A 20,019-nucleotide genomic window follows, 5' to 3' on the forward strand; every position below is an offset into this window, starting at 1 on the left:
GCATCCGAAGATGAAGAGTTGCAAAGGGTTCGCAAGCATCTGCTCATGCTGGATCCCGACGGCACAGAATTTGCCGCAGTCTTACGAGACACGATAGATCAAATCCTCGACGGCGAGAACACGGGTCGATATGACTGGCGTCAGCTCCACAAAACCGAGAAAACCCATGCAGGAACGCTTGTAGAGATCAATCTGCAGCGCCGGTTCAATTTCAACTCCGGCCAGGATATGGATTACGAAATTGCTGGAGTGGATGTCGACTGCAAATTCTCTCAGGACTTGGGGGGATGGATGATTCCCCCGGAAGCCATGGGAGAGATCTGCCTCGTCGTTTGGGCCAACGATCAGCGCAGTCAGTGGAGCGCGGGACTCCTTCGGGCCGACAAGGCTAAGCTGACCATGAACGGACTCGTTACCCGGCGAGGAAACCGTGACCACAAGTATAGGCTCAACAAGTCAAACCTGCACTTGGTTGAATGGTTGTGGGAGTTCCGACCACTCAAGAGGAATCTGCTCTTGCACCTTGACGACGAAACACGCACTGCTCTTTTTGCCCCAACATCGGGTCAACAGCGTGTGAATGAGCTATTTCGGCGTGTGCAGAAACAACGGATCGATCGCAACGTGGTCCGAACGCTAGCCCAGCAGCACGACTACATGGCTCGCGTGCGGGACGACAAGAACGGCACCCGCGCACGACCCGCCTTGCAGAAGGAAGGGTACATAATTCCAGGAGACTCTCGAAGTCACCAAGCCGTAGCGCGGGCTCTTGGAGGACCGGTTCCAGAGAAAGGCGAATTCGTCAGCTTTCGAGTGGCGAAGGCGCAGCCTTTCCATGGAGACCGTCCAGCCGTCGAGTTGGACGGTGACATGTGGGTTGCTGTCGATCCGGATGAAGTGGCAGATCGACCGGCACCCAAACTGCCTTCCCGGTGATCGATACAGGTAGGTCCTTTCATGGAAGTCGAGTGGCAACCACCGGACGGGTCGTGGGCGTCTTCAGCTGCGCGCCGACGCAACATGCAGGCTATCCGGAGTCGGGACACAAAGCCGGAGCGGCTGATCCGCAAGCTCGTACACGCACAGGGCTTGCGTTACCGAGTAGCTGCTAAGCCACTTCCGAACCTTCGTCGGACGGCAGACATGGTCTTCCGTCCGACGAAGGTTGCCGTCTTCATCGACGGCTGCTATTGGCATGGATGCCCTGAGCACTACGTTCCGCCCAGGACCAATTCCGGCTACTGGTCTGACAAGGTAGCCAAGAATGTGGCCCGCGACCGGGATACCGACCAGCGTCTGGCGGAGGCCGGCTGGGTGGTCCTCCGGTTCTGGGAGCACGAGTCATCCGAGGACTGCGCAGCGCGCATCACGACAGAAGTCGAACGGCGCCGCGGCGCGCTCGGGAAGGACTCGGGTAACTGACTCAGCTCTCTGCTTGGTCGCGTTCGCGGGCTGCCTTCAGGACATCAGCAATGGACTTACCGACGGCCTTGGCTACCGGCGGAGGAAAGGCGTTACCCACCTGCCGGTATTGAGCAGTCTTTCCCCCAGAGAAATCCCACTCACGAGGGAATCCCTGAATAATGGCGGCCTGTCGCACAGTCAGCATGGGACCATCTGGACCAAAAAGATCCCGGGTCTCAGTCTGTTTCTTCTTGCATGTTTCGATGTCATTGGCGACCCCCAGGCCCGAAATGCCGAGCTGTTTCCATGCTGCTTTCGCACGACTGGGCCCAAGGTCTGCGCCGCCATGCTTTTTCGACCCGCCTACGAGTGTGGGTGCAATCCCTCCGCCCTTGCCCTTCAGCTCCTCATCTCGTTCGCGCGCCTTCTGCAGCCACCGATCGTAGGACTTACGAGCCTGCTCTGCATGAATACCATCAAAGTACGGCAGGAAACGTTCGTACATCGACGGCTGAAGGCTTTCGGCGACGCTAACCGGCTCCTCGTGTGTTGCTGTGGGCCACTCGTATTTGAGATCCTTGATCACGTCGTCCCGAAACGCCACAAGAATGGCTCGCGGCCGGAGCTGCGGTACGCCGAAGTCACTAGCTTCGAGCACCCCCCATGCGCACACCGTGTACCCGAGGCCTTCTTCATACGCCAACTGTCCGTCGTCACCTCGGTAATGACCACTCTGAAGTCTGGCCTTAATCCAGTCGCGGTAGTCGGAGAATTTGGGGTCCATGATGCCGCGCACGTTCTCGATCATGACCGCCCGAGGTTTGAGGATCTCGACCAACTTCAGCATGCGCGGGAAGAGGTCTCGCTCGTCATCCTTGCCGAGTTGCTTTCCGGCATGTGAGAACGGAGGGCACGGCACGCCGCCGGCCAGTAGATCCAGCCCTCGCAGTCTCAGCAGCTCAGCGCTTTTCTGCACGTCTCGGAAGGGCTCGAACTCCTTGACGTCTGCTGACAGGACGTCGCAATGTTCTCTCTCCCATGCCCAGAGTTCGTGATCCTCGATGTTCAGCCGTAGCGTCTCGACTGCGTACGCGTCGATCTCGACCAGAGCTAGGTGGCCGAACCCTGCTTGATGGAGACCGATGGCCTGGCCTCCAGCTCCTGCGCAGATCTCGATTGAGGTGAACTCAGGCTCCATCGGTGTCTCAGTCAAGCCCAGAGCTTCCTTCGTGTGGGTCATACCCCCTCCTTACAGACATGCAGCGGCAGACACACAATGCCAATCCACCACCACGAAGGGTGACAGACCCCACTGACAACGAGACCTCACCAAGTGTGCAGTACGCCCTGCGGTTCGCTTAACGCACCCTCCGCCATGCCGAACACTCATACGATGTGGCGCGTGCGGATGCCTGCGTGGACCGAAGACGAGCTCGTGCTCACCGGGGCACTCGTCGTGAAGAACAGGTGGCGTGAGTTGCGGACGAAACGACCGCCGGACCCACAGGCTCTCTGAGCTGCTTCGTTCGTTGCCCATCCACGGACCGGATGCGTCTGCGCTGCCTCGTTTCAGGTCCCCTGGCAGTGAGCCGCTAGACAACGGACTTCATGACGAATCACCCGCAGTACACAGGGAGGGCCACCCGCTGCGGCAAGCCCACGCTGCCCATGAGAGGCTTTCACACGCACGAAGCCGAGATGGTCCAGGCCGCTGCAGCCATCAAGGACGGCATCAAGTCTGGCGAACTGCAGCAGTCCGCGCCACAGCCTGACGAAGTGGATGAAGCAGGCGCCACGGCGATCGAAGGGTGTCTCCTGGCGCGTCGGGCCCTCGCCCGTGAGCGGGATCCGAGGCTGCGTGCGCTCAAGATCCAGCAGCTGCGGCGGCACGGACAGCGGCTTCAGTGCGAAGTCTGCAAGTTCGACCTTGCCCGAAGCTACGGGCCTCTGGGCGAAGGCTACATAGAAGTTCACCATGTCACTCCCTTGTACGCCTCCGGCGTCCGGGAGATCAAACTTGATGATCTTGCATGCCTTTGCGCCAACTGCCAGCGCATGTGCCACAGAGGCCTTCCAGGAGAGTCGTGGCGCACGCCCGCCTCTCTCCAAGAGCAGATGATGGAGAACGCACGGAGAGCCACTCACGAGGCAGCCCCCGCCTCATAGTGCCTCTGCGCTTGGTCGAGGACATCGTCCGGATCCTGGCCGCGCGCCGCGGTCCAATGCAGCAGGTCAGCAATCAGCTCGACAACCGACTGCTCAAGTCCGATGTCCCGGGACCTCCACTGCTGCACGCACCCGTCGTGCGCCTGGTAGCGCTCAAGTACTCCGGCTGCACGCTCCACCCGTCGCCCACCCGTTTGTCCAGTGGTCGGGACCTCACACCAGACCGCTTTCCCGCTCGCCGTCAGAACGACCCCCCAGTCCGACGCCATCGTGGACAGAAGATGCAGGCCTCGGCCGCATTCCTGTTCACAGTCTGCGGTCCTAGGCGACGGCAGAGCCGGACTCCTGTCGTGAACCTCCACCCTGAGCCTCCCGGCCGCCCACTCCAGGACCAAGGTCGCTGACGACCCAGCTCCCACGTGCTTGATCACGTTCGTCGCAAGCTCTGTGACCAGAAGCCCTGCTTCATCGATCGCGCCAGGAACACCCCACCGACTGAGCTGCCTCCCAACCGCTCTCCGCAGAAGACCTACCTCCGCCGGCGCCGCCTCGAAGGGCAGGACACATCGGAGCTGGGGTTCGGTCACTTCAGAGCCGAGCATGAACACTCCTCCCTCCCAAGCCACACAGATGCCTGCGCCTGCCGTATCCGCACGGCTGCACTGCGTAGCGGTCCAGGAGTGAGCATGGCACAGGGAAGTCTCACTGTGTAACTTCTCACGGAGTCTCCATCGAGTGAATCCTGTGGCTGCGGCCCTCTCCACTGCCTAGCCTGACGAGTGATCTCCGGGCTGCTGCCCGGCCCATGGCGAAGGAGCCGAATGTCCGAACGGACCACAACACGCCGTCGGCAACTGGGCGCGACCATGCGCAAGTTGCGAGCCCGCAAAGGCTTGACGCTGGAAGAAGCGGGTCAGTTGGTCGGTGTGTCCAAGGCGACGGTCAGCCGCTACGAAACGCAGGCCGGCCCAGTCAAGTGGATCGTCATCGACGCGCTGTGCCGTGCTTACGGAACGACCGAGACCGAGCGCCGGGCGGTCGTCGGGCTGGCCAAGGACGCTAAGCAGCAAGGCTGGTGGAGTTCCTTCGCCGACTCCATCCCGGAGAGCATGAACCTGCTGCTCACTCTTGAGGACGAAGCGGTTCGCGAGAACCACTTCTGCTGCGTCTACGTCCCAGGACTCCTCCAGACCCGCGCCTACAGCACAGCGCTGCAGAGGGCCAACGAGGTGCCGCTCGAAGAGGCGGAGATCGAGCGGCTGGTCGACATCCGCATGAAGCGGCAGGAGATCCTGACTCGCCGCAAGCCGCTGCACCTGTGGGCCATCCTCGATGAGTCCGTGATCCACCGCGTCGTCGGTTCACCGCAGACCATGAAGGAGCAGCTTGACCGGCTACTCGAAGCGAATGAGTCCCCACACGTCACACTCCAGGTACTGCCGTTCGCCAAGGGAGCGCACGCCGCGGCCCTGGGCAGCTTCGTCATCATCGGGGCCTCCGAGCCCGCACTCGACGTTGTGTACGTCGACCTGCACGCGGGCTCGCTCTTTCTGGAGAAGGACGAGGAACTGGACCGCTACCGACTTGCGTTCGAGTACCTGCGCGCACAAGCGTTGGACATGGAGGCTTCGTCCGCCCTGATCCATCGCGCACGCAAGGAGCTGTGAATGTCTGCTGGCCCGTTGACCGCTGTCGAGCCCCGATGGTTCAAGTCGTCGTACAGCGGAGGCAACGCCACAGAGTGCCTGGAGACCGCCTTCGTCCCGTCAGGCGTGCTGATACGCGACTCGAAGCACCCCCACCAGGGCCGTGTGGCCGTGTCCGCAGACGCCTGGACCGGCTTCCTCGCGGGTGCGCGGTCTGCCCAGGAGGCCACTGGAGCCACCTTCTAGCGATCACTCGTCGCGTAGTCGAGAACCGGCAACGCGCGCTCAAGACTGCTAGCCGGGAGCATCCAAGAGGGAGCACTTGTGACCCTTGCACTGCGCCATCACTCCTACGTGGCGCCCGTCCGCCAGACGATCGTGGACATCCACGTGGAAGTCCGCCAACGCGATTTCGGGCTCACCGGCCCCTTCTACACTGCCGAGCGCTTCAACGAACGTCTATCGAGCCACAGCTCAGCGCCCGGTTGGGAAGCCGTCCTCGCCTACGACGGTGAGGAGCCTGTTGGTTTCGCCTACGGCACCCCACTTGCCTCCACCACACGCTGGTGGAGCGCGATGACGACGCCGTTGCCCGGTGACTACACCGTGGAGACGGGCACCCGCACGCTCGCGCTGAACGAGATCGTCGTACGGCGCCCCTGGCGCGGCACAGGAGCTGCCCACCGCATCCACGAAGAACTCCTGGCCAACCGGCGCGAGGCCCGGGTCACGCTGCTTGTGAACCCCAAGGCGGGAGACGGCAAGGTGCAGTCGGTCTATGAGAGCTGGGGCTACGTGAAGATCGGCGAGCAGCAGCCCTTCCCGGACTCTCCGGTCTTCGCGTCGATGGTGCGGGAACCGTTGCGTTCGGCGTGACCACCCGTGCGTGGCTTCTTCATCGAGCCCGGTGACGATGCGTACCCGTGCCCTGGCACATCGCCTCCCGAACGCGCCGCCGCTCGCCCGGCCACACCCGAAGGCTGGGACGACCAAGCCATGGGCAACGCAAGCCTCCCCAACCGACGCGGGAGACACGCAGGGCAGGACGGGAGAGACTCAGACAGGCCCTGGTAAGCCCCCACGACTCACCCCACCCGTGGCGCCCTCCCCCTTCACCGGCCGATCACGGCCACCACTGCCCCAAGACCACTACGGCCGGGTCGGCCAGACGAGCGCCTGGGCGACGATGACCCTCTCACCGTCGAAGGTGAGGGCAGGACCTTCGTGCAGCTCGTAGCCGAGGCTCAGCGCCTCGCTCACACGTTGGCAGAAGGCGGCGTCGTCCGGACCGGTCAGGACTCGGTACGTGGGCAATCCGTCTGGCGGTGTACTCATGAGGACAAGGATTCCAGACCCGTCCGTCACGGCCGGGCGCGAGCTGCGTGCCGACCGAATGTCACTTGTGGCCCGTCCGCCGTACTGTGACGATCGCCGCATGGACTCGCGAGTGGTCGGCATACCAGGCGTGGACGGCACCGAGCAGGTGGCCGTGGTGATCGATGTGATGCGGGCGTTCACCACCGCCGCATGGGCTTTCCACCTCGGGGCGGAGAAGATCGTCCTCGCCGCCGACGAGGACGAGGCTCTGGCGATCAAGGCGGGTCGCCCGGGCTGGCTCGCGCTCAAGGACGGCGCACCGGTCAGCGGGTTCGACCTGACCAACTCCCCTGCGCTGCTCCGAAAGGCCGACTTGGGCGGCCGTACCGTGATTCAGAAGACCACTGCGGGAACGGTCGGGGCCTTGGCTGTGGTCGAGGCCGAGCTGGCGCTGTGCGCGAGTTTCGTCGTGGCCGGCGCTACGGCCCGCGCCCTGGCGGACGCCGGCGCCGACTCGGTGACGTTCGTGGCCACGGGCGAGGGCGGCCGTGCCGCCGAGGATCTGGCCTGCGCCGCGTACCTTGAGCGGCTCCTGGCCGGGGATCGTCCCGCCCCCGGCCCTTATCTGCAGCGTGCCCGCGCCTCCTCGGCCGCGGACGACCTGCGCAGCGGACGTCGCCGGGGTGCTCACTCCACCGACGTGGAGCTGTGTACGGAGGTCGACCGGTTCGACTTCGCCATGAAGGTCGGGTGGGAGGGAGGGTTGGCCGTGCTGCGGCCGCTCGGGGCGAGCCTCTGACTGCCCGCGGCGCCATCCCGTTCGAGGGTGGCGGGGTGTGCCCCCGAAATGGCCTCCCGTGCGCCGTAGAAGTTCGCGCAAGTCGCCGCCGCACGACGTCGATCACACGCAAGCCTGGGCGCCACCGAGTCACCGATGGCCTGGGAGGGCGGTCATGGCGCTGCACAAGCGTCGGCCGGCTGGAGCTGCACCAGGAGAACTTCCCGCTGCCGGACGAGTCGGGCATGGAGCCGCTGGTGCTCTCCGCGGCCCCCGGCAGCCCCGCGGAGTACGGGCTGCGGCTGCCGACGGGGCTGGACACGGACAGCGGTGCATGGGGTCCCGCGTCACCGCGTCCCCACGTCATACGCCACCCCCTCCCCGATCGCCCCAGCTTGTCCGGGTTCGCCACATTGTGGATCGCCGTGATCCGCCCGTCGGCGTCGAAGTCGAAGGTGACCGTCGCGATCACGCGGTCCGGTGCGCTGAAGACCAGGCCCGGGGTGCCGTTGACGTCGACGAGGTCGGTGTGCATGTCGGCGGGGAGGATGCCCTGGTAGGGGGTCGTGCCGATGGCCGCGAACCAGGTGGCGACCTTGGGGGCTCCCGTGACCGGTCTGAGGGCCTGGCGGACCTTGCCGCCGCCGTCGGTCCACAGGGTGACGTCCGGGGAGAGGAGTTCCATCAGGGTGTTGATGTCGCCGCCGATCGCCGCGGCGAAGAAGCGCTCGGTGACCTCGCGTTGCCGGGTGCGGTCGGTGGCGTACCGGGGTCTGCGGGACCGTACGTGTTCACGGGCGCGGTGCGCGGCCTGGCGTACCGCCGTCTCGGAGCGTTCCACCGCCTCCGCGATCTCGGCGTGGCTGAACCCGAAGACGTCCTTCAGGACGAAGACCGCGCGCTCCAGCGGGCTCAGTGTCTCCAGGACCACCAGCATCGCCATCGACACCGACTCGGCGTCCGTGACGGTGTCGGCGGTGTCGGCGCTGGTCAGGATGGGCTCGGGGAGCCACGGACCGACGTAGGTCTCGCGCTGGTGGCGGGTGGAGCGCAGGCGTTCCAGGGCCAGGTTGGTCACGATGCGCGTCAAGTAGGCCTTGGGGTCAGCGACTTGGGAGCGATCGGCGGACGACCACTTGATCCAGGCGTCCTGCACCGCGTCCTCGGCGTCGGCCGCGGAGCCGAGGATGCGGTAGGCCACGGAGAACAGCAGCCTGCGGTGTGCGTGGAAGACCCCGTCCTGCTGCCCGGCGCTCATGCGGCGCCCTCGGCAACGAGGTTGACGCGGTTGACCCGGTTGCAGCGGCCGCCGTGCGGCCAGAACGCGCCCGTCGCGGGCATCTTCCGCATACGGGCGAAGATGGCCCAGGGCGATGCAGTCACCGTCTCCTTGTACCAGGCCGCGGTCCTGCCCGTCAGGCACAGGCGGCGCGGGCTGCCGTCGGGGCGGGTGAACTGCACGACCGCGGCGTGCCGGCCGAGGCTCACCGGGATGTGGTAGTAGCCGAAGCGGAACGGCTTGGGCCGCTTGCCGTTCAGAGTGCGGTCGATCGACACCGCGGCGTGCACCCCGGTGGGCATGCCGCTCTGGCAGGTGCCGTGCAGGAAGCCGTACCCCTGGCGGATCGCGGCGGCGTCACCGATGGCGTACACGTCGGGGTGCGAGACGGAGCGCAGCGCGGGGTCGGTGACGATGCGGCCGCGCTCGTCGACGGCCAGTCCGGCGGTTGCCGCCAGCGGTGACACCCGGGTGCCGCTCGCCCACAGGACGGCGTCGGCGGCGATGCTTTCCCCACCCGCCAGTTCGACCGACCCGGGCAGCACCTTCACCACCTCGACGCCGCCGCGCACCTCGACGCCGAGGCGGTCGAGCACCGACCGCAGGTACGTCCCGGCCCTCGGGTTCATGCCCGCACCGGCCTCGCCGCGGCCCAGCAGGACGACGTTCAGCTCCGGATGCCGCTCGGCGATCTCCGCGGCGGACTCGACGCCGGTCAGTCCGCTGCCGGCGACCACGACCGTGCCGCCGCCGAGGCGGGCCAGCCGGTCGGCCAGCGCCTCGGCGTCCTGGGCGCTGTCGAGGGTGTACGCGTGGTCGTCGACGCCGGGCACGGCGGTCGTGTCGGCCACGCTGCCCAGGGCGTACACCAGGGTGTCGTAGGGCAGGACCCGGTCGTCGTCGACCCGTACGGTACGGGCGTCCGCGTCGACCGCGGTCACCCAGCCGCGTACGAACCGGATGCCCGTGCCCTCCAGCAGCTCCGGGACGCTCAGCTCGGCGAGCTGCTGCCCGGTCGCCGTCATGTGCAGGCGCAGCCGCTCGGTGAAGCGCTCCTGGGCGTTCACCAGGGTGATGTGCACATCCTCGCGGTGGCGGGTCCGGCCGGCGAGCTGGGTGGCGGCGCACATGCCCGTGTAGCCCGCGCCCAGGATCAGGACGCGGTGGGGGGTGGTGGCCGCCGTCGTGCCGGTTCCGTGCTGTGCGCTCATTGTCTCGTCCCGTCCTTCTCCACTCGTCCTGCCGTTGACGACCAGGGGATGGAGGCTGCGGGGCGGTTCGTGACACGGGGTCGGTGTGATGCGCGCCACGGGCGTCCCGGGGGGAGCGGCGCCGGGGGGAGTCACGACAGCGGTGACGTGCCCGCGTACGTCAACCCGGCCGTGGTCGGGTTCGCCGTGCTCGGCGTGGGATGCGGCGTCACCGCGGGGTTGCGGGGGAAGGTGCCGGGGCCGTGTCGCGGCGGGCGCGGTGGGCTCCGGTCAGCAGGAGAACGCTCGCGATCAGGACCAGCGGCCACGGTGTGAACGGGATGATCACCGCGTCCACGACGGTCCAGACGCCCAGCGTCCAGGCGATGAAGACCGGCGGGGTGATGCCGCGGCGGTCCAGCCACAGCACCGTGAGGCCGATGAGGACGAGCGGGATGCCGAAGCTGTCCAGGCTCAGCCAGTAGGCGCTGCCCGCCGGGGTCATGTCGTCGAAGTTCTCGTGCCACAGCCCGCCGCTGAACCATGTCCCGGCGTGACGCGCGGCCTTTTCCAGGGTGAGGGCGGCGATCGTGTGCGCCGTCCCGAAGAGAGTGATGATCCAGCCTGCCCACTTGATCATTCGAGTTCCCCCGCTCGATCGCGATTCCCGATCTCGATTCCGAGACCGCAGTTCCGATACTAACGTCTCGTATCATGGCGTGCATGGCAGAGGGGAAGCAACGGGGCGGCCGCCCCCGGGACAGTCGCGTGGATCACAGAATCCTGGAGACGACGCGTGAGCTCCTCGACGAAGTCGGCTACCAGGCCCTGACCGTCGACCGGGTCGCGGCGCGCGCCGGGGTGGGGAAGGCGGCGATCTACCGCCGCTACGCCTCCAAGGCCGAGATGGCGTTCGCCGCCACCGTGCACGAGCACCAGCTGCCTCCGCTGGCCGACACCGGCTCGCTGCACGGGGATCTGCTGGCGCTGGTCCGGGCGTTCCACGTCCGTATGGCCACCCCCGTGGCCCGGCAACTGGCACCGGCGCTGATCGGCGAGCTCTCCGCCGATCCCGAGGTGGACGACCGGTTCGGGGAGACCTTTCTGGCCGCCGAGCAGGCCGCCTTCGCCGAGATCATCGAACGGGCCGTGGGCCGCGGGGAGTTGGCCGCCCCCGTCGATCCGGCGATGGCCCACCTGCTGCTGCTCGGCTCCCTGGCGTCCGCGCTGTACGTCCTCAATCTGCCCGTGGACGACGCGATGGTCGCCGACCTCGCCCTCGCCGCCACAGCGGGAGTCACCGCCCTGGCCGGACGGAACCACGGCGGCACGGGGGGAGCCGACGGGGCCCGCTGACGGGCTCGCGGGAGAAGCCCGTCGGCGGTGCGGTGACGCGGGCGGTGACGGCGCAACGCCCCCTCGGGGGCCGGGCACGGCTCAGCAGCCGAGTGCGGCCGCGGTCACGGGGGCGGGGTCGACTCGCGGGGCGGAGGCCGGGCCGATCACCCGCATCGTGATGTGGTGCAGGGTCAGGGTGTAGGTCCCCGCGCCCTCGCAGGTCCAGCTGTTCAGGGAGGTGGTCCCGCCCGAGTGGAGGTGGTCGGTCCGCAGGGCGCGGGGCTCGGTCCACAGGCGGTCGCCGTCCTTGGCGAGGGTGAGGTCGGCGCCGAACTCGCAGTTCCGCTCGTTCCGGTCCCAGCTCCAGAGGGTGTCCCTGGTCCAGCAGCGGGCCTCGACCGACGCGGCCGGCCTCGGCATCTCGTGGCCGAGGAGGGAGTCGTGGATCATCGTCTCGGTGAGGCAGACGGTCAGTTCGCCCGCGTGGTGGCCGTCGGCCGAGTAGCCGGTGGTCGTGGCGCACGCCTTCGGCGGGGCGGGGTCGGCGGCGGTCGCGGTGGCCGGCGCGGTGGTCAGGGCGAGGGCGGCGAGCAGCGCGCCGCCGAGGCGTCGTCGGGGAGTGAGCATGTCCTGCTGAACGATTGTCCGTTGGGCTGGTTGTCACTCCCGGGGGTGATGGTGAGTCCGCGTGCCGGGCGGGGCGGGAACCGGCGAGGGAGGGCGGGGCGTCCCGGTACCGGGGGCTGGTGGGCAGGGGTCGTCGACCGATGTGGCGCGGAGGCCGTGGTGGTGCTGTGGGTCCTCGGCGGTCTCGTCGTCCTCGTCGTGGTCACCGGCGTGCTCGCCGGGCGGGACGACGGGACGTATCCGGGGCGGCCCGTGCGCGCCAGGACTCCGGACGGGCGCTGGGACCGGGCGGACTGGCTGCGCGGCGTCGCCGTCGCGGCGGGGCTCGTCGCGGGAGGCGCCTATCTGCTGGGGCTGGCCGCCGTGGGAGTGGCCGTGCTCGACGCGGAGGACGGGGGGACCGACTCGGCGCCGTACCGGCCCTGCCGTACGGAGGGGTGGCTGGAGCGGTCCGCGCAGGGGATCGACATCGTGGACTACTCGGTGGGCTATGCGCCGCTCGCCTTCCGGTGCGAGACCAGCGACGGCGGGGTGTACGACAGCGGTGACGTGCCGGAGTGGGTCAACCCGGTCGCGGTGGGGGGTGCGCTGCTCGCCGCGGGGTGCTGGGGCGCGGCCGTGCTGACTGCGGGCGGGCCGGGGATCGGGGAACCCTGAGTCTCCGGCCCGCCGGTGGTCAGTCCGCCGGGGCGAGTTCCGCCTTGCCGAACAGGAGGGCGTAGCCGGGCGGGAGTTGGGCGAGGATGCGGGTCACCAGGTCGTCGCCGACCAGCTGGGGCAGGGCGCTCAGGACCGAGCTGACGTCCCAGCGGGCCGTCGCCGGGGTCGCGCCCTCGATGCGGGCGGCCACCTGGTCGACGAATTCCGCGGCGGTCAGGGGGCGGGTGGCCGGGATCTGGGTCGCCACCACCCTCGCCGCCTCATCGGGGAGGGCCTGCGCCAGGTCGACGCGTTCGTCGCCGACGACGTGGCCGCCCAGGGCCGACAGGACGACGCGGGTGACGCCCTCGGCCTCCGCCCGCGTGGCGTACTGGCCCGACTCGCGGACGGCGTCGATGAGTTGGAGCCACTCGACTCGCGCGGGCCGCGGGGCCGGCGCGGTCACGTGGTGGGTGGGGGGTGTGGTCAGCAGGGCCGCCTTCGGGGTCTGCTGCGCCGGCTGCGGGACCGCCTTCGAAGGCTGCGGGGTCTTCGAGGGGCTCGGGGTCTTCGAGGCCGTCGGCTGGACGATCTGCTGGGCGGTCTGCTTCAGGGTCTGCTGGGTGGTCGTCGTCCCGGACGCGGTCGCGGTGGTCGCCGTCGCCGTGGCCTTCGGCTCCGTCGCCTCCGCGGTGGCCGCTCTCGGCACGGTCAGGCTCGGCACGGTGGTCGCGGTCATCGTTGGGCTCCTCCTCCGGGGGGTCCGCCCGTCCTCGGCGTGGGGGCGCGGCGGGCAGGGTGAACGCGTCCCGCGGGTGCTGGTGCCCCGCCCGCGGGACGCTACTCCTGGGGTTGCTGCGTCATGGCCGTCCGCGTGGGCCCGGCAGGCCGGCTCAGCCGCTGATCTGCCTGCGCTCGCTGCCGCCGCTGATCCGGATGCGGCGCGGCTTCGCGGCCTCGGCCACCGGAATGCGCAGGGTCAGGACGCCGGCGTCGTACGAGGCGTCGATGCGTTCGGTGTCGAGCGTCTCGCCGAGGAAGAGCTGGCGGGTGAAGACGCCCGTGGGCCGCTCGGCGACGACGGTCTCCGCGTCGTCGGGGGCCGGCGAACGGCGCTCGGCGCGCACGTTCAGGACGTTGCGCTCGACGTCCAGCTCGATCGTCTCGGGGTCGATGCCGGGCAGGTCGAAGTGGACGACGAACTCGTCACCCGACCGGTAGGCGTCCATCGGCATCGCGGCGGGCCGGGTGGCCGAGCCGAGGACCTGCTGCGCGAGCCGGTCGATTTCGCGGAAAGGGTCGGTGCGCATGAGCATCACAGTCACTCTCCCTCCTCCAGGCGATGTCCTGTATGCGATGCCCTACGCCTATTTATATAGCTCCGGAGAGGAAACTTGACAACCCCCGACTCAGGTCGGGTGAAGGCCTGTTCACGTCAGGTCCCCTCGGTCCCCGCCCCGCTGCGGAACGCCCTCCGGTACCCCTGCGGGCTCGTCCCCACCACCCTGCGGAAACGCTCCCGGAACGCCGTCGGCGAGCCGAAGCCCGTCTGCGCCGCGATCCGCTCCACCGAGTACGGCGTCGTCTCCAGCAGGTACTGCGCCCGACGTACCCGCGCCCGGTGCAGCCACTGCAGCGGCGTCGTGCCGGTCTGCTCGCGGAAGCGGCGGTTGAGGGTACGGCTGCTCATGCCCGCCTGCGCCGCGATCTCCTCCAGCGTCAGGTCGCGGTCGCAGTGCTCCTCCAGCCAGCGCAGCAGCGGCTCCAGGGTCGCGCCGGCCGGTGCCGGGGGGCGGTCGTGGACGATGAACTGCGCCTGTCCGCCCTCCCGTTCCAGCGGCATGACGGACATCCGGGCGGCATGCGCGGCCACCGCCGAGCCGTGGTCCTTGCGGATCATGTGCAGGCACATGTCCAGCGCCGCCGCCGCGCCCGCGGAGGTGAGGAACTGGCCGTTGTCGACGTAGAGGACGTTCGGGTCGACGGTCACCTTCGGGTAGCGCGCCGCCAGGTCGGGCGCCGCGATCCAGTGCGTGGTCGCACGCAGTCCGTCGAGCAGGCCGGTCGCGGCGAAGACGAACGCGCCGACGCAGACGGACGCGATGCGCGTCCCGTCGGCCGCCGCCGCGCGCAGCGCCTCCGTCACGCCGGGCGGCAGCGGGTCGGGCGGGTCCTCGACGCCGGGCAGGACGATCGTGTCGGCGTCCGCCAGCGCCTCCAGGCCGTACGGCGCCCGGATCGTGAACGGCCCGGCGTTCACCTCCTCCCGCACCGAGCACACCCGCACCCGGTAGGCCTCGCGGCCGTCGGGCAGGCGGGCCCAGCCGAAGGAGTCGATGGGGGCGGAGAGGTCGAACGGGATGACGCCGTCCAGCGCCAGTACGGCCACGGTGTGCATGGCGAGAGAGTACGCCTGTGCCCGGTTCCCGCCAACGGAGCGAGCATGGGGACAAACCTTGTAATGCCTGGTCACGCGTCTGGCGAGAATCCGTCGAACCCTGTCACTATCGCCACTTCTGCATGATCCCCGGTCCGCCTAGCGTCACCCCGTGACCAAGTTCCTCCTCGCCGTCCATGTCATCGCCGCGATCGTCGCCATCGGGCCCGTCACCGTCGCCGCCAGCATGTTCCCGCCCGCCGCACGCCGGGCCCTGGCCGCCCCCGACGACCCCAAGGCGACCGAGACCGTCCGGCTGCTGCACCGCATCTGCCGGGTCTACGCCACCGTCGGCGTCGTCGTCCCCGTGTTCGGGTTCGCCACCGCGAGCAGCATGGGGGTGCTCGGCGACGCCTGGCTGGTGACGTCGATCGTGCTCACCGCCCTGGCCGCGGTCGTCCTGGCCGCGCTGGTGCTGCCCCGGCAGGGCGCCCTGCTGGAGCCGGGCGGCGGCACCCGGGAGACGACCGTGCGGCTCGGCATGTACACCGGCGTGTTCAACCTGCTGTGGGCCACCGTGACCGTGCTGATGATCGTGCGGCCGGGGTCCACGACCGGCGCCTGAGCCACCCCTGGGGGACGGGCGCCGGCCGGGGACGCGTCAGCTCCGCGTCTGCGCCGGCGCCGGCGCCTGCGTCACCGACAGCGGGGTCGCGATGTCCTCCAGCGAGCGCCGCTCCGCCTTGATCGCCAGGAACGCCGCCACCAGGCCCGCCGCGCACATCAGCGCCGCGCCGATCTGGAAGGCCAGCACCGTGTCCCCGACGACGCCGGACTCGGTGAGGTCGGCGAAGATCAGCGGGCCGCTGATGCCGCCGGCCGCGGTGCCGACGGCGTAGAAGAAGGCGATGGCCATCGCCCGGGTCTCCATCGGGAAGATCTCGGAGACGGTCAGATAGGCGCTGGAGGCGCCCGCGGAGGCGAAGAACAGCACCACGCACCAGCACGCCGTCATCGTGGTCGCCGTCAGCGAGCCGCGGTCGAACAGCCAGGCCGTGCCGAACAGCAGCAGGCCGGAGAGCAGATAGGTGGACGAGATCATGATGCGCCGGCCGACCGTGTCGAAGAGCTTGCCGAGCAGCAGCGGGCCGAGGAAGTTGCCCGCGGCGATGACGGCGAAGTAGTAGCCGGTCGAGCCGGTCGGCACGTCGAAGAACTTGGTGAGGATCGCGCCGAAGCCGAAGGTGATGGCGTTGTAGAGGAACGCCTGGCCGATGAAGAGGGACAGGCCGAGGACCGAGCGGCGCGGGTAGCGGGTGAAGACGGTCTTGGCGATCAGGCCGAAGCCGATGCTCTTGCGCTGCTCGATGGTGATCTCGCCGCGCGGGGGCGGCAGCGGCTCGCCCTTCTCCTGCTCGATCTCGCGTTCGACGCTGGAGACGAGCACTTCGGCCGCCTCGCCGTGGCCGTGGATGAACTGCCAGCGCGGACTCTCCGGCACATGCCGCCGTACGAGGAGGATCACCAGGCCGAGGACGACGCCGAGGGCGAAGCTGAGCCGCCAGCCGAGATCCTTGGGGAAGATGTCGGTGTCCAGCATGACGATGGACAGCAGGGCGCCGCCGACCGCGCCGAGCCAGTAGCTGCCGTTGATGATCAGATCGACCCGGCCCCGGTAGAGGGAGGGGATCAGCTCGTCGATGGCGGAGTTGATGGCCGCGTACTCGCCGCCGATGCCGAAACCGGTGAGGAACCGGAACAGGAAGAACCACCACGACTCGAACGACAGCGCGGTCAGCGCGGTCGCCGCCAGATAGACGGCGAGCGTGACCATGAACAGCTTCTTGCGGCCGTAGCGGTCGGTCAGCCGGCCGAAGAACAGGGCGCCGGTGCAGGCGCCCGCCACGTAGAGGGCGGCGGCGAGGCCGGTGACCTGGGCGGAGGTGATGTCGAGGCCGCTGCCGTCCTCGGCGAGCCGGCCGGCGACGTTGCCGACGATGGTGACTTCGAGGCCGTCCAGGATCCAGACGGTGCCGAGACCGATCACGATCATCCAGTGCCAGCGCGACCAGGGCAGCCGGTCGAGGCGGGCGGGCACGGACGTGGTGACGGTTCCGGTGGCGGGCACAGAGGCCGGCGACGACGATGCTGCTGTCATGGCTCCCTCTCCGTTGAGCGACCCCCACCCTTGTGCCCGGATGCGGGGCCGCCACGCTCGCCCGAACGAGGGCTAGGCTCCCAGGAGACGGGACACGGTGTAGATCAGCAACCCGGCGAGCGAGCCGACGACCGTGCCGTTGATGCGGATGAACTGCAGGTCGCGGCCGATGTTCGCCTCGATCTTCTTCGTGGTGTGCTCGGCGTCCCAGCTCGCCACGGTGTCCGTGATCAGGGAGGTGATCTCCCCCCGGTACGTCGTCACGACGTGCACCGCGGCGCCCTCCACCCAGCTGTCGACCTTGTTCTGCACCTTGGGCTCGCTCGCCATCCGCGCCCCGAGCGACAGCAGCGACGCCCGCACCCGCAGCCGCAGCTCGCTGCGCTCGTCCTCCGCCGCCGCGACGATCATGGAGCGTACGGCCGTCCAGGCGGACGCGATCAGGTCCTGCACCTCGCCGCGGCCCAGGACCTCGCCCTTGAGCCGCTCCACGCGCGCCCGGGTGTCGGTGTCGGACTGCAGGTCGGAGGCGAAGTCGGACAGGAAGCGGTCGAGGGCGCCGCGCGCGGGGTGGGAGGGCATGTCGCGCATCTCGGCGCAGAAGCGCAGCAGTTCCTTGTAGACGCGCTCGCCGACCTTGCGGTCCACGAAACGCGGGGTCCAGCCGGGGGCGCCGCCCTGGACGGCGTCCATCACGGAGTCGGCGTGCAGGACGAGCCAGTCGTGCGCGCGGGTGACGACGAGGTCGACGACGCGTTTGTGGCCGCCGTCGGCGACGACCTTCTCCAGCATCTTGCCGATGCCGGGCGCGATCTCCTGGGCGTTCGCGCGCCGGGTGATGGCCTCGCCGACCACCGCCTGGACGTCGGAGTCGCGCAGGACGGTGAGCGCGCCGCGCAGGGCGGTGGCCAGCTCCGCGGTGACCCGGTCGGCGTTCTGCGGCTCGGCGAGCCACGCGCCGAGGCGGCTGCCGATGCCGACGGCGCGCAGCCGCTGCCGTACGACGGCCTCGGAGAGGAAGTTCTCGCCGACGAACTCGCCCAGCGAGACGCCGAGCTGGTCCTTCTTCGTGGGGATGATCGCGGTGTGCGGGATGGGCAGTCCCAGCGGGCGGCGGAACAGGGCGGTGACCGCGAACCAGTCGGCGAGCGCGCCGACCATCCCGGCCTCGGCCGCCGCGGCGACGTACCCCGCCCAGGGGCCGGCGCCGGCGTTCGCGGCCCACTTGGCCAGGACGTACACCAGCGCCACGAACAGCAGCAGGCCGGTCGCCGTGAGTTTCATCCGGCGTACGCCGCGCTGCTTCTCCTCGTCGGCGGGGCTGAAGGTCGTCATCGCGCGGACGGCGGTGGCGACGGCGGGGCGTCCCGCCGGCCCGCCGGGCCCCTCCGGATTCGTACGGTCCATCCACTCCACCCGTTCCCGGTCCCCCACGGTGACATTGTCCTTCCTGACGGACTCCCGGGCCGCGCCGGTAGTTCCCCGTGTCGACAGTTCCCCGTGCCGGCGGTTCCCGCGCGCCGGTGGTCCCGCGTCCGTGGTTCCCGGTCAGTGGTTCCCGCGTCGGCGGCTCCCGTGCCATGGCTCATCATGGAGTGATCATTCGTGGGGCGACCGGTCATGAGTGGTGGCCCCATTGCCCGCGAGGAGAACCGCACCCGCATGACCAGGCGTCATCACGGTTATGCCCTGCTCGCCACGATCCTCTGTCTGATCGTGGCCGCCGCGGCCGGCATCCACGCCGACCGCTCCGACGACGGTACGGCCGTCCGGCGTACGGCCGCGGGCCCCCGCCCGTCGCACCGGCCGGCCGCGCCCGCGTCCACCGCGACCTGGGTCGGGTCCTGGGCCGCCTCCCCGGCCGCCGCCGAGCCCGGCACCGAGACGGCGGGCCTCACCGACCGCACGGTGCGCAACGTCGTGCACACGAGCGTCGGCGGTACGAGTGCCCGGATCACGCTGTCCAATCTCTACGGGCGCGGCCCGCTGACCGTCGCCCACGCCACCCTCGCCCTCGCCGCCGGGGACGGGCCCGCGGCGGTGCCGGGCACGCTGCGGCGGCTGACCTTCGACGGGGACGGCGAGGTCGTCGTGCCGCCGGGGCAGCAGGTCACCAGCGACCCCGTGCGCATCGCCGTGCCGGCGGACGCGGACGTACTGGTGACGACGTACTCCCCCGCCGAGCCCGGACCCGTCACCGTCCACCCGCACGCGCGGCAGGTCTCGTACGCCGCGCGCGGCGACCGGGCGGGCGACGAGAGCGGAACGCCGTTCACCGGGCGCACCGGGTCCTGGCGGTACCTGACGGCGCTGGACGTCCTCAGCGCGGAGGCCGCCGGGACCCTCGTCGCGTTCGGAGACTCCCTCACCGACGGCATCACCTCCACCGTCGGCGCCAACCGCCGCTGGCCCGACGTGCTCGCCCGCCGACTGGCGGACGCCGGGCCGGACGCGCCCCGCTACGGCGTCGTCAACCACGGCATCAGCGGCAACCGCGTCCTCACCGACGGCCTCGGCCGCCCCGCCGACAACCCCAGCGGCCTGAACCGCTTCGCCCGAGACGTCCTCGGCGGCGCGAACGTCGAGGTCGTCGTCATCGCCCTCGGCGTCAACGACATCCTGCGCACCCCGTCCGTCACCGACCCCGAGCCGATCCTCGACGGCCTGCGCGAGCTGGTCGACCGCGCCCACGCCCGCGGCATCCGCGCCGTCGGGGCCACCCTGATGCCCTTCCACGGCCACCGCGGCTACACCGACGCCCGCGAGGCCGTGCGGCAGCGCGTCAACGCCGAGATCCGCGCGGGCCGCGTCTTCGACGCCGTGGCGGACTTCGACGAGGCGGTGCGCGACCCGTACGACCCGCGCCGCCTGCTCCCGCGCTACGACTCCGGCGACCATCTCCACCCGAGCGACGCGGGGTACGCGGCGATGGCGGCGGCCGTCGAGGCGGGGTCCCTGGAGGGGGCCACGTCGGCGCGGCTGTGAGGCACGACGGCCACGACCGCCCCCGCCTGGTCCGGGCCGGGCGACCCCCGCGGCGGGCGGGGGCGGTTTCCGCGCCCCGTCCCGGCCCGCCGCACGCGGGCGCCCTCCGGCAGCC

The 20,019-nt window shown here is 69.5% G+C and carries 22 protein-coding genes and 2 pseudogenes; 11 read left to right on the forward strand and 13 right to left on the reverse strand.

Annotated features, from left to right (window positions below):
• The first annotated feature begins 18 nt into the window (after positions 1-18).
• Positions 19-936, forward strand: a complete 918-nt coding sequence (locus tag ACZ6KF_RS03335; protein WP_469237197.1) for a NaeI family type II restriction endonuclease — start codon at positions 19-21, stop codon at positions 934-936.
• A gap of 21 nt (positions 937-957) precedes the next feature.
• The gene (locus ACZ6KF_RS03340; RefSeq protein ID WP_469237091.1) at positions 958-1,422 is read left to right on the forward strand and encodes a very short patch repair endonuclease; all 465 of its coding nucleotides are present in this window, start codon (positions 958-960) and stop codon (positions 1,420-1,422) included.
• A 1-nt stretch (position 1,423) separates the two neighbouring features.
• Here ACZ6KF_RS03340 and ACZ6KF_RS03345 read toward each other — a convergent pair whose 3' ends face one another.
• The 3 genes from ACZ6KF_RS03345 to ACZ6KF_RS03355 all read right to left on the reverse strand — a co-directional run bounded on the left by ACZ6KF_RS03345 (position 1,424) and on the right by ACZ6KF_RS03355 (position 4,172).
• Positions 1,424-2,644 carry a DNA cytosine methyltransferase gene (locus ACZ6KF_RS03345; protein ID WP_469237093.1) on the reverse strand — a complete coding sequence of 407 codons (1,221 nt, stop codon included), beginning with the start codon at positions 2,642-2,644 and terminating at the stop codon, positions 1,424-1,426.
• Between the two features lie 329 nt (positions 2,645-2,973).
• A complete protein-coding gene (locus ACZ6KF_RS03350) occupies positions 2,974-3,381 on the reverse strand; it encodes a hypothetical protein (RefSeq protein ID WP_469237095.1) in 408 nt (135 codons plus the stop codon).
• 164 nt (positions 3,382-3,545) lie between these two features.
• Complete coding sequence (locus ACZ6KF_RS03355) at positions 3,546-4,172, reverse strand: ATP-binding protein (RefSeq protein ID WP_469237097.1); 627 nt, start codon at positions 4,170-4,172, stop codon at positions 3,546-3,548.
• Positions 4,173-4,391: 219 nt separating this feature from the next.
• On the opposite strand from ACZ6KF_RS03355, the gene ACZ6KF_RS03360 reads away from it, so the two are divergent.
• From ACZ6KF_RS03360 to ACZ6KF_RS03370, 3 genes are all read left to right on the forward strand, one after another.
• Complete coding sequence (locus ACZ6KF_RS03360) at positions 4,392-5,237, forward strand: helix-turn-helix domain-containing protein (protein WP_469237099.1); 846 nt, start codon at positions 4,392-4,394, stop codon at positions 5,235-5,237.
• Complete coding sequence (locus tag ACZ6KF_RS03365) at positions 5,238-5,462, forward strand: DUF397 domain-containing protein (protein WP_469237101.1); 225 nt, start codon at positions 5,238-5,240, stop codon at positions 5,460-5,462.
• 78 nt (positions 5,463-5,540) lie between these two features.
• On the forward strand, positions 5,541-6,092 hold the full coding sequence (locus tag ACZ6KF_RS03370) for an N-acetyltransferase (RefSeq protein ID WP_469237103.1): 552 nt from the start codon (positions 5,541-5,543) through the stop codon (positions 6,090-6,092).
• A gap of 273 nt (positions 6,093-6,365) precedes the next feature.
• Here the strand turns inward: ACZ6KF_RS03370 and ACZ6KF_RS03375 are convergent, their stop codons facing one another.
• A complete protein-coding gene (locus ACZ6KF_RS03375; RefSeq protein WP_356627273.1) occupies positions 6,366-6,551 on the reverse strand; it encodes a DUF1737 domain-containing protein in 186 nt (61 codons plus the stop codon).
• 100 nt (positions 6,552-6,651) lie between these two features.
• Here ACZ6KF_RS03375 and ACZ6KF_RS03380 point away from each other — a divergent pair, with 100 nt between their 5' ends.
• Both ACZ6KF_RS03380 and ACZ6KF_RS03385 read left to right on the forward strand, forming a co-directional pair.
• A complete protein-coding gene (locus ACZ6KF_RS03380) occupies positions 6,652-7,332 on the forward strand; it encodes a 2-phosphosulfolactate phosphatase (RefSeq protein WP_469237105.1) in 681 nt (226 codons plus the stop codon).
• Between the two features lie 164 nt (positions 7,333-7,496).
• Positions 7,497-7,643: pseudogene (locus tag ACZ6KF_RS03385) on the forward strand (XRE family transcriptional regulator); the annotation flags it as partial.
• A 15-nt stretch (positions 7,644-7,658) separates the two neighbouring features.
• Here the strand turns inward: ACZ6KF_RS03385 and ACZ6KF_RS03390 are convergent.
• The 3 genes and pseudogenes from ACZ6KF_RS03390 to ACZ6KF_RS03400 all read right to left on the reverse strand — a co-directional run bounded on the left by ACZ6KF_RS03390 (position 7,659) and on the right by ACZ6KF_RS03400 (position 10,420).
• A pseudogene (locus ACZ6KF_RS03390) lies at positions 7,659-8,569 on the reverse strand (RNA polymerase sigma-70 factor).
• A complete protein-coding gene (locus ACZ6KF_RS03395) occupies positions 8,566-9,801 on the reverse strand; it encodes an NAD(P)/FAD-dependent oxidoreductase (RefSeq protein ID WP_469237107.1) in 1,236 nt (411 codons plus the stop codon). The pseudogene ACZ6KF_RS03390 and the gene ACZ6KF_RS03395 overlap by 4 nt, the downstream one beginning before the upstream one ends.
• Before the next feature lie 208 nt (positions 9,802-10,009).
• Positions 10,010-10,420 (reverse strand): DUF6463 family protein, encoded by a 411-nt coding sequence (locus ACZ6KF_RS03400; RefSeq protein ID WP_356627269.1) that lies wholly within the window; start codon positions 10,418-10,420, stop codon positions 10,010-10,012.
• A gap of 128 nt (positions 10,421-10,548) precedes the next feature.
• On the opposite strand from ACZ6KF_RS03400, the gene ACZ6KF_RS03405 reads away from it, so the two are divergent.
• The gene (locus ACZ6KF_RS03405) at positions 10,549-11,136 is read left to right on the forward strand and encodes a TetR/AcrR family transcriptional regulator (protein ID WP_469158415.1); all 588 of its coding nucleotides are present in this window, start codon (positions 10,549-10,551) and stop codon (positions 11,134-11,136) included.
• A gap of 81 nt (positions 11,137-11,217) precedes the next feature.
• Here ACZ6KF_RS03405 and ACZ6KF_RS03410 read toward each other — a convergent pair whose 3' ends face one another.
• Positions 11,218-11,745 carry a hypothetical protein gene (locus ACZ6KF_RS03410; protein ID WP_469237109.1) on the reverse strand — a complete coding sequence of 176 codons (528 nt, stop codon included), beginning with the start codon at positions 11,743-11,745 and terminating at the stop codon, positions 11,218-11,220.
• Positions 11,746-11,904: 159 nt separating this feature from the next.
• Here ACZ6KF_RS03410 and ACZ6KF_RS03415 point away from each other — a divergent pair, with 159 nt between their 5' ends.
• The gene (locus tag ACZ6KF_RS03415) at positions 11,905-12,402 is read left to right on the forward strand and encodes a hypothetical protein (protein WP_469158413.1); all 498 of its coding nucleotides are present in this window, start codon (positions 11,905-11,907) and stop codon (positions 12,400-12,402) included.
• A gap of 19 nt (positions 12,403-12,421) precedes the next feature.
• On the opposite strand, the gene ACZ6KF_RS03420 is transcribed toward ACZ6KF_RS03415, so the two are convergent.
• From ACZ6KF_RS03420 to ACZ6KF_RS03430, 3 genes are all read right to left on the reverse strand, one after another.
• The gene (locus ACZ6KF_RS03420) at positions 12,422-12,850 is read right to left on the reverse strand and encodes a DUF2267 domain-containing protein (protein WP_469177897.1); all 429 of its coding nucleotides are present in this window, start codon (positions 12,848-12,850) and stop codon (positions 12,422-12,424) included.
• Positions 12,851-13,277: 427 nt separating this feature from the next.
• Positions 13,278-13,700 (reverse strand): Hsp20/alpha crystallin family protein, encoded by a 423-nt coding sequence (locus ACZ6KF_RS03425; protein ID WP_356627365.1) that lies wholly within the window; start codon positions 13,698-13,700, stop codon positions 13,278-13,280.
• Positions 13,701-13,819: 119 nt separating this feature from the next.
• A complete protein-coding gene (locus tag ACZ6KF_RS03430) occupies positions 13,820-14,782 on the reverse strand; it encodes a GlxA family transcriptional regulator (RefSeq protein WP_356627265.1) in 963 nt (320 codons plus the stop codon).
• Between the two features lie 151 nt (positions 14,783-14,933).
• On the opposite strand from ACZ6KF_RS03430, the gene ACZ6KF_RS03435 reads away from it, so the two are divergent.
• Positions 14,934-15,386 (forward strand): hypothetical protein, encoded by a 453-nt coding sequence (locus ACZ6KF_RS03435; protein ID WP_356627264.1) that lies wholly within the window; start codon positions 14,934-14,936, stop codon positions 15,384-15,386.
• 36 nt (positions 15,387-15,422) lie between these two features.
• Here the strand turns inward: ACZ6KF_RS03435 and ACZ6KF_RS03440 are convergent, their stop codons facing one another.
• Positions 15,423-16,919: an MFS transporter gene (locus ACZ6KF_RS03440; protein ID WP_469158410.1), complete on the reverse strand. Its 1,497-nt coding sequence runs from the start codon at positions 16,917-16,919 to the stop codon at positions 15,423-15,425.
• A 72-nt stretch (positions 16,920-16,991) separates the two neighbouring features.
• Positions 16,992-18,326: a DUF445 domain-containing protein gene (locus ACZ6KF_RS03445; protein ID WP_356627364.1), complete on the reverse strand. Its 1,335-nt coding sequence runs from the start codon at positions 18,324-18,326 to the stop codon at positions 16,992-16,994.
• A gap of 255 nt (positions 18,327-18,581) precedes the next feature.
• On the opposite strand from ACZ6KF_RS03445, the gene ACZ6KF_RS03450 reads away from it, so the two are divergent.
• Positions 18,582-19,904: an SGNH/GDSL hydrolase family protein gene (locus ACZ6KF_RS03450; protein WP_356627262.1), complete on the forward strand. Its 1,323-nt coding sequence runs from the start codon at positions 18,582-18,584 to the stop codon at positions 19,902-19,904.
• The last annotated feature ends 115 nt before the right edge of the window (positions 19,905-20,019 follow it).

The sequence above is a fragment of the Streptomyces sp. NPDC046379 genome, from assembly GCF_055587785.1.